This window comes from Xenorhabdus poinarii G6, from assembly GCF_000968175.1.
Taxonomy (GTDB): Bacteria; Pseudomonadota; Gammaproteobacteria; order Enterobacterales; family Enterobacteriaceae; genus Xenorhabdus; species Xenorhabdus poinarii.
Genome location: NZ_FO704551.1, coordinates 255,954 through 277,955, shown reverse-complemented (window position 1 = coordinate 277,955; position 22,002 = coordinate 255,954). Strand labels below are relative to the sequence as shown.

Sequence of the window (22,002 nt, the reverse complement as noted above, 5' to 3'; positions counted from 1 at the left end):
CCGTTTAACTAAAATGTCCAACTTTCTGGGGTCAGTTCATCTTTCCGGCTTTTGTATTACATTAAATATTATTCATCTAAATATGGAGACCTATATTTTTGTACTGTAAGTAAAGTGTTTATTTTTTCTATACATTCCTGTGGATTTATTTTTGATACAAAATACATATAGAAATCATATCCAAAATGGAATTCACATTTATCTGATATAAGCTTGCACCATATATCTTCTCTCAAGATTGATCGAATTACATTTCTTAATTGATTGATATCTATAGACTCACCATCAATATAAGAAGCCTCATCAATATTTACCTCTAACTCTTTGATTGTAAATAACTTAATATTTAAGCAGTGACATAAGTTAACAGCATAATCTATATATTGATTTTCAACCTTTTCATATTCATCTTTTTCTACTTTTTGACCAATATCAAAAAAGCTAGTCCATTCATCAGAACCAGAAAAAACATCGCCATTTTCATTGATATTAGTATATTTTGTTATTCTGTATGAATATTTCATTAATCACCTATTCTATTCAGGTCAGCGTCATACGTTCCTGATCTTGTTTTTCTACTGCCTAGATTTTTCACACTATCGGCAGCTTTCCAGACACCACCATTATGCTGATCAACATCAGGTGTAATATATTTCATTTTGTTCGGGGCTTTTTTATTCATATAGATAGGCTGTCCATGAGAACGCTCGTTAATTTTTGTATATCCGAGCTTTTTAGCCATCTCTGCAAAGTTACACTTTGCCAGACCGTAAGGATCAATAAAATTGACCGGATTATCGACATACCCGTAAGGATTCACGCCCCCCGCAAGTCCTATGGGGTCCGGCGAAATATACTGCCCCGTTTGCGGATTATAGTAACGAAAACGGTTATAATACAACCCGCTCTCTTCATCCTCATATTGCCCGCAGAAGGGGCATCATCCCCGATGCCATCATACCCGTAAGACGATGCCAGCCCGTGCAGGGCAAGGCTTTCAGAATAGCAGGTTACGCCGATTTAGCCCGGCCATTTTTTTGACCCCGACGTGCACTTTTGGATTGTTTTTCATCGGCAACGGGCGAACGGGGGCCGGCTGGCCGGACGCCGGGCGACCGTTCTGCGGGTGCGGGCGGCATAGAGCCTGCAAGCGGCGCCCCTGCGACGCTCTGGTGCGCGACAGCTTAAGAAGGGGCACGACTTTGCATGACCGCGTCAGGTCAGGGAAGCCCCCTGCGGGGGCTGCACGGGGCGGCGATGGCGAGCACGGCAACGAGCAACGCAGCGCAGCGCAGTGCGAGCCGCGCGCAGCCAGTCGCCGCGGGGTCGGGGCGGGGGGAGGTAAAAGCGGAGGCCGTCAGGCCGACCGGCCTTCAGGGGTGTTGGCCTGACGTGGCAAGGCCGCTAAAGAAGAACACGGGTTTTTGGCCGGGATTGACGGAGCCGGTCAGAGCAGAAGGCGCAGCCTTGTGCGGCGGCACCCTGACGAGGCCAGCCAGCGGGGGCGCCAGACATAATGTGTATTATACGCTGCGAACCGCGCTTCGGAGAGGGGGATCAACGACGTGGCCACCCGGTGAGTGGCGTATAATTCCCGCACATTATGTTGAATAGGCTTTGGGCGGCCACGCCAGACTGAACGGGGACACCACAGCTCAGGCCGCGCATTGCCTATTCACCCCCGCTATCACCGGGGCTGCCGGGCAGGCCGGCCACGGTCTGCCCCCGCACCGCACCCGGCGAACTCAACGGGGATTATCGGGCTGTCCGGTGCGTCAGGGTTTCGGTTCGGTGTCTGGCTCGGCCGGATGCTCACGCTCGGCCGGATGGGTCTGCTGATGCACTGCTTTTAAATGACCAATCGCCACCCGGGTATATATCTGGGTCGATTCCAGACTGGCATGGCCTAATATCGCCTGGATATGCCGGGTATCCGCGCCGTTCTCCAGCATCTGCGTGGCCATGCCATGCCGGAACAGATGGCAGCCGCCGGGTTTGTCGATGCCGGCGCGATGGAGCGCATTGCGTACTATCTGGGTCAGGCTGTTGTCGGTCAGACCCCTTCCGTGTTGTGACACAAACAGGTAATCTGGGTCTTTTCCCCACACCAGACGCGGACGGACATCGTTAAGATAGTGCTGTAACCAGTGCCGTGCTGACTCACCCAGCGGAACGACCCGGTCCTGACGGCCTTTGCCCTGCCGGACAAACAGCATGCCGCCCGCTAAATCCACCTCACTGAGCTGCAACCGCGCGAGTTCTGAACGCCGGATACCACTGCTCCACAGCGTTTCCAGTATCGCCCGGTCCCGGACACTGAGCGGATTGTCACTGCCGGTCATGGCCAGCACCTGCCGGGTTTCCTGCTCGCTCAGCAGTCCCCACGGCAACCGGCGCTCCCGCCGGGGCAGCTCCAGCTCCCGCGCCGGGTTATACCGCAGGTGCTGTCGCTTCACCAGCCAGCGGAACAGGTGGCGCACGCTGGTCAGTTTTTTGATGACCGTGCTGGCCGTTATCGGGCGGCCATGCCGGTTTTTCTGGGCCACCATGTATTGCTGCCAGCTTTCCAGCTGCGGGAAGCTGACTTGCTGCGCCGTCGTGATACCCCGTTCGTCACACCACTGGACAAATTCCCGCAGGTAACTGCGGTAGTGTGCCCGGGTTTCCCGTGTGTAGCGCAGCGCGTCGAGGTGGTCAAGGAAGTGCTGGATGTGTTGCCTGAGTGTCAGTGATGCCATGGTAAACCTCCTGTCTGTGTGAGTAAGAAAAGGTCAAAGGTCAGTGACGATGTGTTACGATGTGATTCAGTCAGTCCCTCTGGAACTGTGTTTTTTGCGGTTACCCGACCGCTTTGCCGTCATGCCTTGCTGTCTCTGCCCTGGCGATGATTTCACGCACCCGACCGCCTGCCGACTGCACCCCGACTGAGGGGCGACCGCTTAGCCTTTGACCCCGACCGGAACACGTCATACTTTCCCGTTCACGGCACAATGAGGCCGCACAAGTGCGCCGTGTCACCGTCTTCGCCGTCAAACAGCAGTTCATAGGCGAACGTCAGCCCGCGCCGGTGCAACAGCAGGTATTCCATTTCGACCAGCCGCGACAGGTGTACTTTCAGTTGCGTATCACCCCACTGCACCGCATCCCGCAGTTGTTTGCGGGTAAAAATCATCTCATGGCGGGGCTGGCCGCTGTCCCTGACCCACGCCTGTATCAGCCTCAGGAGCTTGCGCGTCTGCGGCGGCATCTCGTCGAGCGTCCGGCCTAAGATTTCGTGGGCGAGCTGGTTCGCCAGCCGGATATCGTCTTTCGTGACTTCGATATATTCAAGCCGCCTGCCGCGATGCCCGGCGGTCTTGATTTCCCGCTGGTACTGGTGCAACAGGGCGATGCTCTGAATCAGCGTCAGGTATTTCATGTGGTCACGGCGGGTGCGGGTTTTGTCGGACATAAAGGTCAGTTGCGCTGCGTAAGGGTTGACCACATTGAGCGGCCTTAACAGCCGCTGGGCGTTCTGGTGCAACGTGGTGAGATAGTCCCGCTCGTTCTCGGCCAGTAAGCCCTCAAGGGTTTGCTTCTGGCGCTGCGCCGCATGGATAGCTTCGGTCTGTTCGCGGGATTCATTCACCGTCAGCACCAGACAGCGATTCAATAACTCTTCATCCACATCAATGGCGGTCGTGGTCAGCATCAGCATCACCGGGCCTTTCACGGTGTAGCTTTTGGTGACGAGGTTCCCGGTCGCTTCATCCTTGCCAGTGCTCGCCATGGTCAGCTCACCATCACTTTGCAACAGCTTCAACGCATAGGCCGCCTGCCGTACCCCTTCTTCTTCGGCGATAGCCAGTATCTTGTGCTGGAGATTGGTTTCACCCAGATAAAACAGGCTCTGGCCGGTCATGGCGCTGTATTGCACCCGCTCTTCTTCCGGTATCAGGTTCAGCACCGCCTCCATTAATGACGATTTCCCGGCGGCGCTGCTGCTCTGTATCAGGACAGCTAAGGGTTTGGGCAGTTTGCGGCTCACCGCCGCCAGATAGCCCGCCAACAGGTTGGTTGATTCGCCGACAACCCCACAGGCGCTCAGGTCAGCGGTGATACGGCGGATAAGTTCGGGGTCTTTCAGCAAGGCTTCGGCGGCGTGTTGTTCATCAGCACTCAGGGCGTTAGCGGCCTGCGCCGTGTCCGCATCTGCCCATGCCCGTTGTTCCAGCACCAGTAACACCCGCCCCAGCTCACGCTTAATCAGCGTTTCCGGCAAGGCCAGTTCGGTACTGGCCTGACGCACGAAGGCCGACCGGGCACGGGCGCTCAGGATATCGAGGCTGTCCACGAACAGCGCCCCGCTGGGTTTGTCGGTTAACTGCACATTCACTTTCATCACCGTGGCACCGGCTTTCTGTTGCGCCCCGCGTATCCGCCATTCCTGCCCGTCCTGCCGGACAACGATATCCCCGTTGTCGGCAAGCTGCGTCACCACACCCGGCTCAGGCACCAAAGCCGCCGCCGGGACTGACACCGTGGCGGCGGCATTTTGGTTTGCCCGCGGCGTTTTGGTGGGTTCACCGAGCCACTGTGCCGCATCCAGTAACTGGCCGAAGGCGTTTTCCGGGTTCGCCACCTCGCAGCTAAACCGGTTGGCATCACAGCCTTCGGGGAATACGACCCGCCAGACAGCCAGCCCGGCCAGTTGCAGCTCGGCCGCCAGTCGCGCCGCCGCTTCATTGCCGGCTTTGTCATTGTCATAGGCAATATGCACCTGCCGGATGTCATGCTGCCGGAAGGCCGCCCGGTGCGCATCGGTAAACCCGTGTACCCCGTACGCGCAGGTTACATGGCGATACCCCGCACACCAGAACGACATCGCATCAATCAGCGATTCGCATAAGATAACCGAGGCCGAACCGGCCAGCCCGGCTTCATTCCAGACCCCGCCATGCGCGCCCGGCAGATACAGATGCAGCGGTGTACCTGCCCGCAGGCGGTCCGTGATTTTGCGGCCATACATTTCCTGTACCTCGCCCTTCAGGCCGATCACCGGAATGACCAGCGAACCGCTGAAGTGTTCATGGCCGCTCTCACGCAACACCCCGACCGCCTGAAGCCGGGCACGGATCCCGGCGCCGGCCTTCCGTTTTTTCTCCGGCAAGCGGTAACCGAGGGTGCGATTGGCAAAGCCGAGTTTAAAATGGCTGACCAGTTCGGGATGATCAAGACGGCGTTTTTTCAGGTACTGATGGGCTTCCGGCGCATTGAGCAAAGTCTGGTGATAAAACTCAACCACCCGTAACAGCAGTGCCTGTTGTCCGACCGTCTCCCGGATCAGTTCCGAGGCATCAAGGAGCGGTTCAACGGCCGGATTGCTGCCGAGCATCGCCCGCAGACGCTCCACGGCATGGCGCAGGCTTAAGCCTTCGGTTTTCATCACCCAGTCCAGCACCGAACCGCCGGCATCGCAGCCAAAGCAGTGATAAAGGTTCTTCGCCGGCGTGATCACCATCGACGGGGTTTTCTCCTGATGGAACGGGCACAGCACGATCATGTCTTTACCGCGCTTAACCAGCGGCCGCCCTTGTTGCTCAATCACCGCCACTAACGAGACGGCGGCTTTCAGGTGCTGTAATTCTGCTTCGGGTATCCGTGCCATGCTTTGTACTCCTAAATCCTGTCAAGATTTAAATTGACTCCTAATTGGATTCATTTATAATCCTTTAAAGAGCAATGTGCAAGTCCTATTTCAGACAACCCCTTACACTAACGGAGTCACTATGCAAACAGAGTTTTTGATTATGCAAAATGCTGTACTTCGTAAAGAGTTTGGAGTACGTCTCAAGGGACTACGTAAACAGAAGGGCTGGCCTCAGAAAGAACTGGCGGCTAAGGTAGAAGTCCGTTTTCAGCAACTGAATAAATACGAAAGCGGACTTAATATACCGCCTGCTGAGATGATGGTTAAACTGGCTGATGTACTGGGCGTAACGGTAGATTATCTGTTAACAGGGAACCCTGTTGAAGATTCACCGTTGGCTAGCTCTCGATTATTTCGACGCTTTCAGGTTCTGGAACAACTAGAGCCGGAAGATCAGGAAACGGTTATCAAGATCATTGATGCCATGATCGCCAAGCAGCGCATGGAATCTGCATTGCTGCCGGTTGATGAACCGGAGGGATAAAAATAACGCGGCGCTGATGTGTTGAGACCACAACAACGCCGCTCACCACAACCAACTGACTAGGAGTTGAATAATGGCTAAGGCGCATTCTAAGCAAAACCGTGCTCAAAATAAAGCAGCTAAAACAGAACGTTATTACACCGTGGGATACGTGCCGCAAAATGGCAGGCCGAACCCCAGACCCGCGATAAATTTAACGGGAAGATGGCTTAAAACCGCCGGCTTTGAGATTGGCGGCTCGCTCACGGTAAAAATCATGGCGGGCTGTCTGGTATTGATCCCCGACAATGACGAGACCCACAGCCTCCGGCAGCAATACCAGCGCCAGCGGGCGCAACTCAGTGAGATTAAACTGCGGATGCGGGAACTGATTGGGGACTATAAAAGCAGCTAAGAACAGAGATTGAGCTACTCTTAAAAAAGAATGAAGCCGGAAGATCACATAGCTCTTCCGGTTTCAGCAATTAAAACTCTATAAAAGCATCATGTTGGAAATAAAAAATAAAAGCATTAAACAAATCATCAATAGAGGGATTACCTAATTGTGCTTTAGCATTTTCTACAACTTCTTCAATTAAGCCATTATCTAATGTTTCAACCCATCCATTTTCTTTTGCTTGAATAGGCAAAAATTCATCAGAATCAGGTGGGAAATCGGCACTATCCAAAGAAAAAACTCCTTCAGTTTTCAGGTTCCAACTACTTTCATCAGGTGGTAAATAAAACCATCCTTCAGGGTTTGCCTCTGGAACTAACAAAATCTCACTGATAGACACTAAATTCATAAGACTATCCTCTCTATTATTATTTGCATGACTTATCCTGTAACTTTTTAAATCCCCCTTCCTGTTTAGGATGGAGACTTTTTTGTACTTCACCAGGAGCTTGATGCTGTGGTCTTGGAATAAGCTCTATTTTAGTCGGATCTTGAGCATTATGATGCCATGAGTGACCAGGAGGGCTGCTACCTTTGAAACCGCCTCGTGCCCCAGGTTGTACATGATTTACAACTTCTGCTGGTAATTTGCTTTTCAATTCTGGATTATTTCGAATTGTATCGTAAAGCTGCCCATTGGCATTTCTGAAGTGAGAACTTCGAGAACCTGAATGCAACTCTTCAGGGATTTCAGTTTGATACCAAACACTGTAATTAGGACTGGATAATGGCCTTCCTGTTGCATCTGTACCACTTAATCCCCAAGGATCAACCCAACCCACCGGATTATGCACATACCCATACGGATTCAGCCCGCCCAATAGGCCAATGGGGTCTGGCGAAATATACTGCCCGGTCTCCGGCGAATAATAGCGATGGCGATTATAGTAAAGCCCGGATTCTTCATCAAAGTATTGGCCTAAAAACCTGAAAGGACACCCCACATGATAATCCGGGTCATTCGAGGCAATGACCTGCGACTTCTCCGCTTTTCCCCACGTCGTCAGCCGCTGCGCCCAGACCAGCGTGCCGTTTTCGTTGAACATTTCGCGCACCGTGCCCTGATGGTCGCTGACCACATAATGCAGTTTGCCTTTTTCATAGCGGGCTGACGGGGTTAATGAGCCGGGTTCGTAGAGCCAGCGGACACGCTGATCTTCCACCGGTGTGCCATCGGCGTCAATCGGCACTTCTTCGATAAGCTGATCGCCGCTCCACAGGTAATCTTGCCCCATAATGGCATCGGTTCTTGGCGCTAAATCCGGTTTACCTGCGAGCCACCGTTGCAGATTGATCGCAGTCAGTTTGCCATCACGAACTTTAAGTTTGCGTATTCTCCGGCCAAACGCATCGTAGAAATATTGCCAGCGTGAGCCATCCGGTGTCTCGACGTGAGTGAGCTGGTTTTGCGTGTCCCAGCGGTAGCGCCAGATTTGCGGCCGAAAGCCATCACGTTGCTCGGTTTTTTCGACCAGCCGGCCGTTATCATCATAGCGATAGCGGATATCGCCTTGTTGCACGACGCGCCCGGCTTTCTGGCGCTGCGTAATTTGTCCCACCGCACCCCGTGTATCGATCGGCAAATGTTGGTTTAGATTGCCGTTGGCATCATAGCTAAATTGCTCTTCATGCGGACGCGCGCCCGCGAACAGGCTATGCAGTATCTGGTCATTGGCATTGTAACGGTAACGGGTCTGTCCCCAGCGACTGTCATCAATCACCCGCACATTATGCGCCCGGTCGTATTGCCAGCTCCGGTTGACTGCGGTGCCCTGCGGCGGGAAGTGCGGGTCCTGTTGGGCCTGCGTTTCCCGGAAAAAGGCGGTCGCCTGCCCGGCGGCCTGATGAGCCAGTAAACCGGTCGCGGTGTAGCGACTGGCCAGAATAAAGCCGTTGGCACTTTCGCGTACCGTTTCCCGTCCCAGGACATCATGCTGTAACGTCAGCGGGGCATGCTGATTGAGCCGAAAATGGTTCAGGGCACCTGTGGCGTTATAACCAAAGTGCAGGGTGTGGCCATCCAGGTTTTCACTGACCGGACGCCCGCTCAGGCTGTCCCATTCGCGCGTGATTGCCCGTCCGTTGATGCGCTCACAGGTGGGCAGCCCCGTGCTCTTGTCATATTCGTATTCCACAACGGCATCGGCATTCGTCGCTTTCACCAGCTGATGCCGCGGGTTGTATTCGTAACGGGTCGTGGCGGTGAGTGTCAGTGCACCCTCTGTCGGCTGCCAGCTTTCTTCGCGGATAAGCTGGCCGTGCGCATTATAATGCCAGCGCAGCTGCTGACCATCGGGGTATTGAGTCTGTGTCCGCCGCCCCAGCTTATCGTACTGATAGTCGAGGGTTCGGCCGGTAAAATCGGTTTCCCGGATAATCTGACCGGCCGCATCCCGCTCATAGCGGTAGGTTTCACCCGTGGAGGCCGTGACTGAATTCAGCCGGGTCAGTCGGTCATAGCCAAAGTGTAATACCGTGCCATCGGGTCTGATAACCTGACTGAGCAGGTCAAACGCGCCGTAGGTGTAACGAGTGGTACGGCCTTCGCCATCGGTGACGGCCACCACCCGCCGTTCGCTGTCATAGGCCAGCTGCTGGGTAACACCATCCGGCAATTCAACTTCAGTCAGGCTGCCATTCAGGCTGGCATGGCTATCGCTATAGCGGTAGTGCGTCTGTTGTTTTAGCGCATCGGTGAATTGGCGCAAACGCCCCAGTTCATCCAGCTGCAACCCGGTCGTTTGCCCATCCGGGGTCATCACGGCGGCCAGCCGTTGTTTCTCGTCATAGGCGTAGTGCCACTGACGGCCATCCGGTAGCAGGCGTTGGCGCAATTCCCCGTGGCTGCCGTATTGGTAGGCTTCCTGGTGGCCGAGCGGGTTGGTCAGTGTCGTCAGGTTACCCTGCTCATCATAGTGAAATTGCCAGCGTTCACCGGTTGGCAGGACACTGTCGATCAGCTGCCCGTGTTCGTCATAACCGTAAGCAAAGGTGTCGCCCGTCGGCAGTTTCACTGCGGTCAGCGCCCCGTCAGGGTTGTAATCGAAGGTGGTGATCCCGCCGGCCGGATCGGCTTCCCAGACGATTTGACTGTGACGCCACTGGCGGCGGGTAATGCGCCCCAGCGGATCCACTTCCCGGATCACCAGCCCGTTCGGATCGTAATGGTAGTGGCTTTCACCGCCTTCCCCGTCAAGATAAGTGGTGATGCGGGCATGGTCATCGTAGCGGAAGCGGTCATGCCAGTAACCACTGGGGGAGTCGGTGCTGATGACCCGCCCCCGTTCATCGTAGGTGAGGTAAAAATCCGTCTGGTCAGTATCGTGCCAGCGGGTCATCCGTCCCTGAGCATCATATTCATGCCACAGGTGGTTATGCTGGAAAACGTCACATTCATGCAGGTAACCCTGCGGATCATAGTGGCAGGTCACCAGCCGCTGCTGTTTTTGCTGTTCCAGATAATCCACGCTCTGGAGTTGCTGCCCCTGATAGCCCAACACCAGCCGGAAGCCATCGGTGCGGGTGACTTCGATCAGCCGGGCCTGTTTATCGTAAATAAACCGGATCGCGTTCTGACGGCGATCGGTGATGGCAGACAGCCTGCGGAGATTGCCGACTGCATGATTGAAATGGTAGCTAAGCTGGGCGCGACGATCGGTCAGTTGTAATTCACCTTTCAGTTCGCCGGTCAGCAGGAAATGGGGAATATGCTGGTTACGGGCGAGCACCGTGTTATCCGGCGTATTAAAATCGTAAATGACGCCGTCCGCATCGGTGAAATTCACCTTACCGTCGCTCAACACTAACTGACGTGACCAGTCATCCGCCCATTTCGCGCCAAACAGACCGTTTAATTTGGCGGTGGAACGGTAGGTTCGGGTCAGGGTGATGGGCAACAAGCCGGGAATGGCGATAACCGGCCAGACTTGCAGGAAGTCGCCGGTAGCCATATCGACCGGTTCACTTTCTGTTTTACAGATACCGGTACAGCTACCGTCTTTGTCGGTAGACTTGTTATCAACAGGGTCTTCTTTCGCGTTTTGGGGTTTATCGTGTGAAGGCGTATTCGTTTTCGTCGACTGGCCTTCGATTTTCGCACCGTCTGCGGCTTTGACATCTTCAGTAAGCACTTTTCTTTCAGCTTTGTTCGCCGCAGAGGCTAATTCATCCGCGCCATTTTGGAGAACGCGGTTTTTTCCAGAAGGCAAACCAATCGCCTCAATAACCTTAACATCAAATATTCCCGCTTCTTGTGCTCGATTGCTGGACGTGGCTTTCCAGTCATTCAGATTAAATTCCCCACTTTGTTTTTTCTGAAGGACGGCGACTTCACGTACCGTCTTCGCTTTTTCAGTTTCGCCATATATTTCAAGCCACCGGGCTGAATCCTCTGCGTCTTTGGCACTTTCAAAATAAGCCCCTTGGATATAGGATTCTACCGTGTCAACCACGACATTATAGGCACCTTTTACCTGACCTTTAGCCCGCTCAACGGGATGTTTTAACCCTTCGACATGATTAATCGCCTTTTCTTTCGCCCAATCAACGACATCGTTTTTAGCTTCCACCATCGCGTCCCACGCTTTTGTCTGCCAATTCTTTTCTTCCGGTGTTTCGGCTTTGGGTATCGGGTTGGCTTCTGTCGCTGACCCTGAGGATGAAGCCGCCTGTGCAGTAATAATCCCGGTGGTGTTGCCTGTTCCTGTGGGGCTGTCATCCCGCGCTTTGGCCGGCAGAGCCGCATTGGGTTGAGGATGATCGTCTTCTTCCTCCTCCTCTTCCCATTCTTGCTTTGGAAACTCCCCGCTTTTAAATTTGTCAACGGTATGTTGCGCGGTTTCCTTAAACTCCTGCGCAGTGAAATCCGCATCGAGCTGATTATAGTCAACGTCTAATTCCGGATCGGCGCCGTAATCACCGTAAAAGCGGGAACTTTGCCGGTATAACGTATCCACATTGTTGAGCGCCTGCTCAGCCTCAGCCTGTGTGCGGATATTAAACTCTTTACAATACTTTTCGGCGCGAACATCGGCGCTATCCGGTGTGACGATCATGCTGTCTGACATCGGTGACCCTCCTTATGCCCCATTCATCCAAAATTTATCCCCGTGGCGCAGCACCAGTTTGTTGCCGGCCCGCACCGTCCTGGTATGTTCCTGTGGGTGGCATTTGCCGCCGACCGTGCCACTTTTGACGCCATTCGCCACGCCCGGCTCGTCACCGAGGGTTTGCGGCACAAAACTCCGGGCAAACACCACCACCGGCTGACCATTGGCGCGCACGGTCTTTTCCGGTGCGGAACTGTCGGCCAGTTTCGCTACTACCGGATAGGGGATCGGTGGTGTGGAAGATCCCATCGGGGTTTTGCATACGTCTGGCAACATACCGACTATCAGCCATTCGCCTGCGGTACGGGCGATATAGTTCTCAGCCATCCTGTTTCTCCTCTGCCCGTGGCGCCATTTTGAGCAACGGCGCATCCGGGTTGATTTCAAAGCGCGCTTCCGCCACCCGAACGGGCAGCGCGGTTTTCACATTCAGCCGACAGGTCAGATGCAGCGTCAGCGCCTCGCTGTCGAGCATTAACGTATCGAGGCGCATCGGTACAGGCAACATCCTCCCGTCATGCAGCCGCAGCAAAATAAACGGGCGATGCCCCGGCAGGGTGACATGCAGGTGCCCGCCGGGTGTCATGCCTTGCAGGTGCAGCGAGATATCAGGGTCAGGCCAGTCAATTTGCTGGTCGGCGGGCGCACCGTTCCAGTAACCAAAGTCAAAATCTTTCGGCAGATAGGGGTGGCGGTGTTCCAGCCAGTCGGCATCGTAAGTCCCGGCAAGCTGGCGGCGGGGCAGCCACGGCCGGCCGATAAAGCCCAGCCCCTGCGGCTGGCAGGCGGGGGTATCAGGTGCCAACGTTCCATCCAGTTGAGCGGTAAAATGCGGCGCGGTGAACGGCGCCTCCGGTCGGGTAATACGGGGGGCAGGGTAACGAGTAAATTGTTTGGCGTTGGCATACCACGGCGTGATAAATCCCATTCCCAGCGGATTGGTTTCGCAGGTGGCATGAGCAACCGGCGCTTTTTCGCCGTCCGGGTGTTGCCGGCGCTGTTCTGATGTCAGCCGATCGCTTTCCTTAAGCTGTGCAACTGCTTTATCATCCGCCTGAATTCTGCATTCGCCCCCAAAGGCGTAGCGATAATCCAGCGGCAGTGTTGAAAACGGTTTCGGGTCGGTCAGTTGCCACTGACCGCCAGCATCACGGATAAATTCCCGTTCACCGGTCACGGTCAGGGTTTTGTCGAGCAGGGTCTGACCCTGTTTGCTTTGCACATGCAGCCGAACCGGAAACGCCGTGCAGGGGCGGTTATCCGGTGCATACGCGGTACCGTTAACAATCACGTCACAGCGCGGTTTAAACGGCGCCAGGTCACTCTCCTGCAACACCGGTGAGGCATTCATCTGCCCGCGGTATTCATCCTGTAAACACAGCGGCGGTGCCGGCAACAGTTCGGCCAGACAATGGCCGCGACGGTCAGGCAGTAACTGGTAGCCGATTTTCATCACCATCACATGGTGCTCTGTATCCGCCACATCCAGCATTGAGTAGTTCATCACCGCAAAGGGGGTCAGGTTACGAAATTCCATCTCAGTGCGTCCTCCTTAGTTCAGGTCGATGTCTTTGCCGGTGATTTGTACCGGGCCACTCGCCTCGAACTTAAACTCGGTGCCAATCAGGGTAATTTTGCCGCTGCTGTCCATGCGCAGGGTACTGGCACCGCATTGCAACTCAATCACATCCCCGGCCTTGATGGACAGGGTGTTGCCGACGATAACCGACTTATGGACGCCCACCTGTTCGCTCTGGCTTAAAGCGACGGCCGTATTCATGGCACCGCCGACGGTCAGGGTGTGGGCCAGACCGACCGCTTCATTACGGGTCAGTGTCACCGACTCCATTTTGTGACCGTGCACCGTGAGGGTCTGGTTTTTCTCCACGGTTTCGGTGTGGTTGGCCAGCACCCGGGTATCCCGGTTATTGAGCACTTTGGTGTGCATGTCCTTCTGCGCGTGCAGGGACAACAATTCGCTGCCTTTCGCATCCTCAAACAGCAACTCGTTATAGCCTTCGCCCTTGTGGGTTTTGGAGCGGAACGCCATCTGGGTTTTGCTGCCCGGCAGCGACCCCGGCGGGATATTGCTGGCATGGTAAGTCCGGCCGGTGACGATGGGCTGGTCAGGGTCACCGTGCAGAAAATCCACCACCACTTCCTGACCGATACGCGGGATGGCCAACATCCCCCAGCCCTGACCCGCCCACGGCTGGGTTACCCGTATCCAGCAAGAGCTTTGGTCGTCGCTCTTGCCGTATCGGTCCCACGGGAACTGGAGGCGGACACGGCCGTACTGGTCACAGAAGATTTCCTCGCCAGCCGGCCCTACCACTTTGGCAATCTGTGGGCCATCAATCACCGGTTTGGGTAACGGTGTCGGGCGCCAGTGCTGGTTCTGGCGGATAAAACTGAACTGGCTGTGCAACGTAGTGCCGCTGTCTCCAGTGGCGGTTTCAAGCGCTCCCGGCTGGCGGCCACTGTGACTGGCGGAAACAGTCTGCCATGACTGATTCAGATCTTCCCGTGGATGGTTATCGAGAATGAACAATTTGCCCGGTTGCAGGGCGATAGCATGGCCGCTGCCCTGTCCGGTCACGGCGTCGCTACGTAGCGCTTCCAGTCGGTAACGGGTAAAATCCTTGCCATGTGCTTCGTCTTTGAAGCGACCGGGGTAGTCATAGTGCTCGTAGTACAGCTGTTGCAGATTTTCATCCCGCATTTGCTGGTGAAATTCTGCCGGCCACGCCGGATTCTTGAAGGTGTAATCCTTAAGCTGAACCTGTGCCGGCCGCACCTGAGCGCTGCATGTCAGGCTGCTGATGGCAGGTTCACCCACGGTACTGACGTCACCGGGCTGATACGGGATCATTATGCCCGGCGGAACTGAACCGCAATCGTCGGCAAACACCAGTGTGTTGCGCCCGTTACTGCATTCGAAGAAGTAGAAAATACCCTCTTCCGCCGTTAACCGTTGCAGGAAGGCGAAGTCGCTTTCCTGATACTGAACGCAAAATTCGCGCGCCGGGTGAGGATGGCGCAGGCTGAAAATCACATCGCGGATGTTGTGTTCTTTCAGGAGAGTGGTGAGGATGGTAGCGATATCCTGCTGCTGGAAAATGCGCGAGTTCTGGCGCAACGTGGTGCGCCATAAGTCCGGGCAAATGGTCATCTGGTAAGTGGTCTGATGCAACCCGGTGTTACCCTGTTCGAACCGGGCTACCATGCCAGTAATGCTGCGTTGCTCAATCCCATCCTGAGTGATGGTGAGCGTTGCACTGCGATCAAGCACCGCCGGAAAGTCAATCGCCGGGTCGGCACTGGCCAGCCCGACATGCAGACTGAACGACTGGGAAAAGCCTTCCGTCAGGTCAAAATCGGTGACAACAAAGGTCGCCGGGGGCAAACTGCCGGCTGTCAGGGTAAATTGCAGGCCACTCGGGACGCTCAGCCCCAACAGTTCACCGACTTTTTGCAGTGCTTTGGTGGCTGATTGCTGCCCACTGGCGGCACGCGCGGCCAGTCCCGCATCACCACGCAGCCCCCCGCCAAAACCGCCGCCCGGAATTAAGCCCGCTGTCCCGGCCGAACCACCCCCCACGCTGCTCCCTGCGCCGCGCAGCAACTCGGCAGCCTGTTGGACGCGTTGGCCGGCCTGCTGTCCCTGCTGGACAAGCGCCTGCCCCTGCTGAAGTTTCGCTCTGGTTTTTTTTATTGACATACACTGTCTCCCTGATTAATACCCGCGGTCCGGGGTGACGGCGGGAGTCTGGTTACCTGTTTGCTGTTCTGTGGCCTGACGCAACCGGTCATAACGGCCGAGCAACGCGTTAAAGCGGTCATCAATGCCTTTCAGTAATACCGGCGGGGCACTGTCGCCTTTCGCGGCATAGACACTTAACTGACGTAACAATTCTTCCAGCGGAACGTCGCTGCCGTGGCTGCGCTGAATGTCATAGATGGCAGTTTTCAGGTAAGACAGGGTGAAGCTGCCACGGGTGCGCTCCTGCAACAAAATTTTATCCGCCAGTTGCTGGAGCTGGTCGCGGGTGACCTGCCAACTGTCTTTCAGCGGCACGCTGTCAATCCGCCCCGCCATTTGCTGCTCCCATTGGTGGGTAATAAGTTTCTGGGTTGGGGAGTCGGGCCAGCGCTGTGCTGCAAGGCTTGTCACGCTGCGGGCGCTCTCCCATGTGGCCAGCGGGTGAGTCTCCGCCAACTTATCCAACTGATACTGGTAGCTACCCATATCAGGCTGATACAACCACGCCAGCCTGGCTCCGGCCGGTTGCCCGGTGATAGCCGTGAGCTGATGTTGCAGCGGTTTGTAGAACAACAACCAACTGCCCACCAGTACCAGCACGCCCAATAACGCTCCCAGACCAAAACCCTGCCACGCACTGAAACCGCGGGGTGGTGGGACAGGCGGGAACTGCACCCTAACCCGCTGGGGCGTATCGTCTGCGGGCTGAGGCTCATGGCGCGGAGGGGGAGGCGGGGCGTCCGACCCGGTTTCGGACTGGGACAGGTAGACCAGCGGGGGCATCTGCACCGGCGCCGCCGGTTTCGCGGCCTGCCGCGGTTTTTCCAGCTTTTTCGCCGCGTTTTGGAAAAACCACAATAGGTTTTCCACTCGTGGCAGACGTTTCAGATCAGATTGCTGTAACCGGTCGATAATCAACTGAAGTGCCCGTTCAGCGCGGTAAATCAACCGCAGGTCACTGGCCGTAAAATCCTGTTGACGTAACCCGCTGCCGGTACGGGTATGAAACCATTCCAGCAGGTCGGTACGTACCTGTGGCTGAGGCGGCCACAGGGTATCCCATTCACTGACGATAACTCCCGCCAGCAGTTCACAGCCCTCGGTGAACCCGGCCAGCCCATTCAGTTGCATCCGTGCCAGCGTGTAGTAAATCGCGGTCTGCAAATCCACGCCGTTGCTTCTAAACAGCGTCAGGGAGAGGGATTCCACCAGCGGCCAGTTCACTTCCGGTTGAGCCGGATGGCTGGTTTTGTTGATTTCATCGCGGATAACCGCAAATTCGGGCAGGTTCAGCGGACTACCGCCCGCCCGGATGATAAGATTTTCAGGGTGTCCGCTCATATTTTACTTTTCTCCTTAAAAATCCCCCCGCCTGAAGGCAGGGGGCATTAGCGTTTAAGACAGGGCGGCGACCCACGCCGCCATCGGGGAACGGATTCTTATCAATAGAGGGTATCCGGCAGTTTGAACTGGCTGAACAGCCCGCCGGCAAACGGGTTGTCCGATTCGTCCACATAGATACGGTAGGTCATCTCGCCGCCATCAACGCTGAAACGCACATCAAAGAAGCCTGGCTGAACATGGGTCAGTTTGCCGCTGTTAATCAGCCGTAACTGCGCCCACGGACCGCTAAAGCTGATGGCACGCGGTGCCTGGTTGCTTTTCGCTGGCATCAGGGTGAGCTGACTTTCGGTACCGGCACGCATGGAGTTTGGCCAGATTAGCCGCGCCACATTGCTGCGCCCGTGAGAGTAATCCACCAACTGGCCGTCAAGGTTGAGCAACGCCCGACGTTTGTTACCGGTCAGGCTCACCGGCTCAATGGCAAACTGAGCACCGAGGCCGTTTTGCGGCGTAAAGAAGGTGGTTCGAATGCGGTTCGCCACCGCCAGTTGTTTCATCACGTCCGGCCGGATCAGCATCTTGCCGTCCGTGCCTGTCGTCAGGTTGAACTCCACAAATGGTTTCAGGTTCTGCTTATAAAAGGTATCCAGCGTGCCGTCTGGCTGGAAGAATCGGTCAAACTCACTCAGCGGAACTTCTTCGGTGGCCTGTGGATTAAAGGGATAACGCCCCGCCAGATAGGTCTTGTATTGTTTGACCACGGTGTTATTCCATTCCACTTCCAGCGAACGGACCGCTTCCATCATCACGACGCGCCACGCCTGTTCAGCCAGTTCACCGACCCAGCGGCTCAGCGGCTCCGGCAGGTTTTTCGCCATCTGCTGTGCTTCAAAAATGGCGTCACTGTTATTTTTATCCAGACGCAGTTGCACCGCTTTCAGGGCTTCCTTACCCGGCACCGGTGAGTTCTGGATAGCCAACAGGTAACGGTGCAACGCCATCAGTTTCTGGTAGACACTTTGCAGCGTACTGCCCTTATCGCCGTATTCAGATAACACCCCCGTTTCCTGCGCAAAATCATGGCTGATACGGTTTAACAGCTTATAATCGGGCTGTTTCAGCAAGTCTTCTTTTTCCTTGCTGCTCAGCGCACTGTTAACCTGCGGCGGATTGGTATTCTCGCTCAGGATTTGCAATGCCCGCTTAACGGGTTGCTCACCACTGATCACCTGTTCGATGGCACTGATAGCCTGAGGCAGATCATCAAAGTCACGGACTTCCAGATTGTTCATCGCCGCCCGCCAAGTGGCGGTGTACTCGGACAGATACAGTTCATTGATTTCTTTCAATATCCTGTCCTGATCTTTGTCGCTGTACTGGTCGTGATTTTGTGACGCGTCAGCCTCACTGGATTTATCCTGATTATTCTTCGCGATATTCAGCACCCAACTGTCCATCTCGGTCAGTTTGGTCAGTTCGTCTTTCTGCTGGACGAAATAATCCATCAAACCGTGGCGGGTCAGAAGTTGAGGGATCACCAGCCGTTTTTCGTTACTGGCCAAAAACACATCATCAAAACTTGGGCCAATCTGGTCACGCAGGTTGATCGGCGCGGCCAGGATATCCTGCGCTCGGATACGCAGGTTCTGATACACCCGTTGTTTGACGGAAAGGGTTTTCAGCTCCTGTTGCGCCTGTCGGATCGGTTTGACAAACGGGGTGAAGCTGGCAATGGCTTCCTGGTTACCTGCATCACGCGCCTTTTTCCAGTCGGTACGTGCCAGCGCGTAATCCAGATGGGTCAGCAACGCCTCCTGTACATCACGCTGGCCGTGAAATGCTTTACTCCAGCGCTCACGCATGTACTGCACCACCAAGCTGTTGTTGCGTTTGCTCTTATCTTCCATCATGCGCATGACACGCAGGATCTCGAGTTTTTCCTCACTACCGACCGGCGCTTGATTCAGATCATCCAGCAATCCCGACATCAGGGAGGGCAGGAAACGCTGTTCCAGTAGTTTCAGGTAGGTACTTGCCACATACGGCCCGACGCTGCCCCCCTGATACAATGCCATATCGGTCAGGAAAGAGGTGTTTTCGTGATAGTCACCATAAGCCAGAGTCGCGTCGCGGATCGGGTTAAGCAAAGGCAACTGGAGATTGCCATCGTGGTCATCCCCTTTCGGTGCCGGAACGGACAGGAAGTTTTTCGCCTGCGCCAGCACTTCTTCACCCGCCCGATAGTTTTTCTGGTAGAAGTAATGCCAGCCGCCCCACATCGCTACAATGGCCAGCGCACTGACGGTGGAGAAGGTGTATAACTGGCGGCGGTTGCGGCTCAGCCAGATCCGGTTTTCGGCCGCCAGATTCGGCTCAGCCAGCAGAACATTTTCAAACAGGGCGTGTGTGAAATAGGGCAACGTGTCACCCACCGGCCAGGTGGGGAACGCTTGCGATCCCAGATGATATTGCGCCGAAGCGGATTGCGTGAACAGGTCATCCATCTGTCCTACCTGATGCGCCGACGTCAGATAAACCCCGCGCAGGGTCGGGCGATGATGTTCATCGTTATACAGGATGTCTTCCAGCATTTGAGTAATGTAGCTGTGCAACCCCTGGATTTGGCGGGTGAAACTGAACAGCGCACTGCGCTGGTTGGCATCCACATGATTTAGCATCATATCCGGCATCGCCACATTCAGGTTGCTCATCCACTGTTTCCAGAACTGTTCCAGTTCACTGCGCCACGCTTTTTCATCGCGATTGTTGAGACTGAATGTTACGCCGAGGATCTCGTCCCGCAGTTTGCGATCGAGTGACTGGAACATGGCCTCAAAACCGTGCAGCAGGTCGATTTTGGTCATCACCAGATAGAGCGGCAACTGACTGTGGAAGGTCAGACGAATATCTTGCAGACGCTGGTGAATTTCCCGCACATAGCGTTCGCGCTGTTCACGATTGTCACTGAGCAGGCGCAGGGTATCAACGGTCAGAATCACCCCGTTGAGTGGCTGGCGCTGGCGGTTTTCAGCCAACCAGTTCAGCAGCGCTTCCCACAGACGACTGTTAATTTGAGGTTTGTCACTGTCAAGCGGGACAGGTTGATCAATCAACTGGCCTTTCGGATCGATGATGACGGCTTTTTCACCCAACCAGCAACGCAACATCAAAGGCACGTCTGCGTCCTGACGCAAATATTCCGGTGCCGCGATTTCAGATAACTTATGGCCTTCCTTAATCAGTGACGTTTTTCCGCTTTTCTGGCTACCGATCACCATGTACCAGGGGCGTTCATACAGATAATTGTACGAGTCCAGATGGCGTTGCAACTGGGATTTCCAGTGGTCGAGATAGCGATCCTGATATTCGATATCGACACGAACCGGATCGACCACTTTCAGTTCAACATCAAGGTTCAGTTTTTCCAGTGTTCGCAGGCGACGCCACGCTTTCATACCCACCCAGAACAACACCATCATGATGATAATGGCGGTTGCCAGCCAGCGCGCCGCGAGGCTTTCCAATGGATAGTCGTTACGGATCTTCCATTCTGGTCCCCACCACCAGACCGCAATCAGGAGCAGGCAGGGGATAAGAGCTAGGATCAGTGCCATCAATGCCTTCAGGCGGGGCAAAGATTTAAACTTCGCCAGCGCTGGCAAGGCAGATTTCAAGGGTGCCAAAGAGGACAAAGAGGGCCATTTCATGGGTTAACACTCCTGTTTGAAGCTGTGTCCTTAGAAGGCGAAGGGAGTTTTTCAGTTAATTTTTCAGCCAATAAAGCCAATAGGCTCGGCTCCCATTGAGTAAGTTGCATGTGTTGTCCCGTGTGTAACAAATTCCGGTAATGCTGCTGAGCCAGCGCTGTCATGCCGGCTTCGGCAAGCAATTGGGCATTGAGCAATTGACCATAAAATTGATCCCGTGGCTCGGTCAGTTGCTGTTGATGGTCTTCCAGCATATTTAGCGCGGCTTCCAGCCCCTGCTGTCGAAAACATTGCCAGATCACCTCCTGATCCGCCGAGACTGGCGTCGTTCCCGTCGCCACCGGTTCAGGGGTCAGCCAGTCGAGGGTTTCAGGCGAAATAAACGGACTCATGTCAGAGAAACTTAAGGTTTTCAGCACCGGTAACCGATCCAAAAACGCCGTCAGCTCATCACGAATTGCCTGCGCGACATTTCCGTAACCCAACTGCAACGCAGTTTGTGCCGCAATGGCATGCCCCTCCAGCCAATAAGGGGCAAGCGTCAGACTTTGCTCGATTTGCTGGAGCAATAAGTTGTCTGCCATGGGCAATCTCGCCAAATAGTCGGCTGTTCGATCGGCAGAAGCCGGCGCTAAGGGGGTTTTACCGGCCGAATTTGCCATCGGTGCCGTGGTGATGGTGTGCCATACCGCGTGGCGACGCAGAGCATACCCCACCGGCAATTCAGGATACCGCTCACACAGTAAATCGGCGACGGTCATCAGCGTCTGTTTCCAGGCCTTTTCGCTCGAACTGTTGACGTCGATTTCCGGCATTGGCGCTATCGGTGCGGCGGCAGGATGCTGGCTATCGCTTCGGGCAGGTTGCGTCGTCAACGCATCTGCCGGGGCTGACGCCGCCGGTGCGGGTTTTGTCTCCACGGGCACCGATTCTGGCTGACGGTTATAGCGAATACGCAACTGGTCAACTTCTTTGGCAAGATCCGGCTCGCTGCTATGCCAGCATTGGGCAAGGTGCGCCAATACGCCTTGTGCATCATCCCGTTCACTTTTGCTCGCCTGTTCAGTGAAATTGCCCTGGGCTGAGTCAAAACGTTTAAGGACTTGTTGTGCCAGCCGACGTTTTAACGGGAGTTTGGCTGGCCAGGCTTTCTCCCAGTAGTTTTTGACATAATCGGTCAGTAGCTCCAGCGCAAGAATGAGCTCAGCCGCGTTGCCGGCATGTTGCAGGGTTCGCAGCAAATGAACCACCAACCGAAAGTCTTTGCTGTTTTCACTCAGCAGTTGCAATGCCTGACGCTGGATTTCTGCCACATCCAGCGAGCCATGTGACAGCGAACCGAATTTTATCATTTCGCCGTCAATGTATTCCCATGCAGGTTCGTTTTCGCCCAGCGCCTTGCCAATCTGTTCGTCGGCGAGAGGGGCTAGCAGAGCGCCGAACCAGTCGAATTGTGTTCTGATATCCATGT

At 55.0% G+C, this 22,002-nt stretch carries 14 protein-coding genes and 1 pseudogene; 2 read left to right on the top strand and 13 right to left on the bottom strand.

From position 1 onward, the window contains the following. Positions 1-68: 68 nt before the first annotated feature. The 5 genes and pseudogenes from XPG1_RS01110 to XPG1_RS01090 all read right to left on the bottom strand — a co-directional run bounded on the left by XPG1_RS01110 (position 69) and on the right by XPG1_RS01090 (position 5,647). On the bottom strand, positions 69-524 hold the full coding sequence (locus XPG1_RS01110; protein WP_045957448.1) for a hypothetical protein: 456 nt from the start codon (positions 522-524) through the stop codon (positions 69-71). After that, positions 524-934 (bottom strand): annotated as a pseudogene (locus tag XPG1_RS19115) (toxin C-terminal domain-containing protein); the annotation flags it as partial. The gene XPG1_RS01110 and the pseudogene XPG1_RS19115, both read right to left, overlap by 1 nt. A gap of 841 nt (positions 935-1,775) precedes the next feature. Further along, a complete protein-coding gene (gene xerC / locus XPG1_RS01095; protein WP_045957446.1) occupies positions 1,776-2,738 on the bottom strand; it encodes a site-specific tyrosine recombinase XerC in 963 nt (320 codons plus the stop codon). Between the two features lie 100 nt (positions 2,739-2,838). Beyond that, on the bottom strand, positions 2,839-2,970 hold the full coding sequence (locus XPG1_RS19040) for a hypothetical protein (protein WP_269450575.1): 132 nt from the start codon (positions 2,968-2,970) through the stop codon (positions 2,839-2,841). A 10-nt stretch (positions 2,971-2,980) separates the two neighbouring features. Beyond that, positions 2,981-5,647, bottom strand: coding sequence for a CHC2 zinc finger domain-containing protein (locus XPG1_RS01090; protein ID WP_045957445.1), 2,667 nt, complete (start codon positions 5,645-5,647; stop codon positions 2,981-2,983). 121 nt (positions 5,648-5,768) lie between these two features. Between XPG1_RS01090 and XPG1_RS01085 the strand changes: the two genes are divergently transcribed. Both XPG1_RS01085 and XPG1_RS01080 read left to right on the top strand, forming a co-directional pair. Beyond that, the gene (locus tag XPG1_RS01085) at positions 5,769-6,173 is read left to right on the top strand and encodes a helix-turn-helix domain-containing protein (RefSeq protein WP_045957444.1); all 405 of its coding nucleotides are present in this window, start codon (positions 5,769-5,771) and stop codon (positions 6,171-6,173) included. 73 nt (positions 6,174-6,246) lie between these two features. Next, positions 6,247-6,567 carry a SymE family type I addiction module toxin gene (locus tag XPG1_RS01080; RefSeq protein ID WP_045957443.1) on the top strand — a complete coding sequence of 107 codons (321 nt, stop codon included), beginning with the start codon at positions 6,247-6,249 and terminating at the stop codon, positions 6,565-6,567. A gap of 70 nt (positions 6,568-6,637) precedes the next feature. Here the strand turns inward: XPG1_RS01080 and XPG1_RS01075 are convergent, their stop codons facing one another. From XPG1_RS01075 to tssA, 8 genes are all read right to left on the bottom strand, one after another. Next, entirely contained in the window at positions 6,638-6,958 is a 321-nt protein-coding gene (locus XPG1_RS01075) for a DUF7716 domain-containing protein (RefSeq protein WP_045957442.1), read from the bottom strand. 19 nt (positions 6,959-6,977) lie between these two features. Continuing rightward, complete coding sequence (locus tag XPG1_RS01070; RefSeq protein ID WP_157879411.1) at positions 6,978-11,675, bottom strand: RHS repeat-associated core domain-containing protein; 4,698 nt, start codon at positions 11,673-11,675, stop codon at positions 6,978-6,980. Between the two features lie 12 nt (positions 11,676-11,687). Further along, positions 11,688-12,044 carry a DUF4150 domain-containing protein gene (locus tag XPG1_RS01065; RefSeq protein ID WP_045957441.1) on the bottom strand — a complete coding sequence of 119 codons (357 nt, stop codon included), beginning with the start codon at positions 12,042-12,044 and terminating at the stop codon, positions 11,688-11,690. Beyond that, entirely contained in the window at positions 12,037-13,254 is a 1,218-nt protein-coding gene (locus XPG1_RS01060) for a DUF2169 family type VI secretion system accessory protein (RefSeq protein ID WP_045957440.1), read from the bottom strand. Before XPG1_RS01060 ends, XPG1_RS01065 begins: the two co-directional genes overlap by 8 nt. A 15-nt stretch (positions 13,255-13,269) precedes the next feature. Further along, entirely contained in the window at positions 13,270-15,438 is a 2,169-nt protein-coding gene (locus XPG1_RS01055) for a type VI secretion system Vgr family protein (protein WP_045957439.1), read from the bottom strand. Between the two features lie 15 nt (positions 15,439-15,453). Further along, complete coding sequence (locus tag XPG1_RS01050) at positions 15,454-16,821, bottom strand: VasL domain-containing protein (RefSeq protein WP_045957438.1); 1,368 nt, start codon at positions 16,819-16,821, stop codon at positions 15,454-15,456. Positions 16,822-16,922: 101 nt separating this feature from the next. Continuing rightward, positions 16,923-20,531 (bottom strand): type VI secretion system membrane subunit TssM, encoded by a 3,609-nt coding sequence (tssM, locus tag XPG1_RS01045; RefSeq protein ID WP_045957437.1) that lies wholly within the window; start codon positions 20,529-20,531, stop codon positions 16,923-16,925. Further along, a complete protein-coding gene (gene tssA / locus XPG1_RS01040; RefSeq protein WP_045957436.1) occupies positions 20,528-22,000 on the bottom strand; it encodes a type VI secretion system protein TssA in 1,473 nt (490 codons plus the stop codon). Before tssA ends, tssM begins: the two co-directional genes overlap by 4 nt. Positions 22,001-22,002: the final 2 nt, after the last annotated feature.

Coding starts and splice junctions, on each gene's coding strand:
- XPG1_RS01110 (WP_045957448.1), bottom strand. CDS start 524: ATGAAATATTCATACAGAATAACAAAATATACTAATATCAATGAAAAT.
- XPG1_RS01090 (WP_045957445.1), bottom strand. CDS start 5,647: ATGGCACGGATACCCGAAGCAGAATTACAGCACCTGAAAGCCGCCGTC.
- XPG1_RS01070 (WP_157879411.1), bottom strand. CDS start 11,675: ATGTCAGACAGCATGATCGTCACACCGGATAGCGCCGATGTTCGCGCC.
- tssM (WP_045957437.1), bottom strand. CDS start 20,531: ATGAAATGGCCCTCTTTGTCCTCTTTGGCACCCTTGAAATCTGCCTTG.
- XPG1_RS01060 (WP_045957440.1), bottom strand. CDS start 13,254: ATGGAATTTCGTAACCTGACCCCCTTTGCGGTGATGAACTACTCAATG.
- XPG1_RS01050 (WP_045957438.1), bottom strand. CDS start 16,821: ATGAGCGGACACCCTGAAAATCTTATCATCCGGGCGGGCGGTAGTCCG.
- XPG1_RS19040 (WP_269450575.1), bottom strand. CDS start 2,970: ATGACGTGTTCCGGTCGGGGTCAAAGGCTAAGCGGTCGCCCCTCAGTC.
- xerC (WP_045957446.1), bottom strand. CDS start 2,738: ATGGCATCACTGACACTCAGGCAACACATCCAGCACTTCCTTGACCAC.
- tssA (WP_045957436.1), bottom strand. CDS start 22,000: ATGGATATCAGAACACAATTCGACTGGTTCGGCGCTCTGCTAGCCCCT.
- XPG1_RS01075 (WP_045957442.1), bottom strand. CDS start 6,958: ATGAATTTAGTGTCTATCAGTGAGATTTTGTTAGTTCCAGAGGCAAAC.
- XPG1_RS01065 (WP_045957441.1), bottom strand. CDS start 12,044: ATGGCTGAGAACTATATCGCCCGTACCGCAGGCGAATGGCTGATAGTC.
- XPG1_RS01085 (WP_045957444.1), top strand. CDS start 5,769: ATGCAAACAGAGTTTTTGATTATGCAAAATGCTGTACTTCGTAAAGAG.
- XPG1_RS01080 (WP_045957443.1), top strand. CDS start 6,247: ATGGCTAAGGCGCATTCTAAGCAAAACCGTGCTCAAAATAAAGCAGCT.
- XPG1_RS01055 (WP_045957439.1), bottom strand. CDS start 15,438: ATGTCAATAAAAAAAACCAGAGCGAAACTTCAGCAGGGGCAGGCGCTT.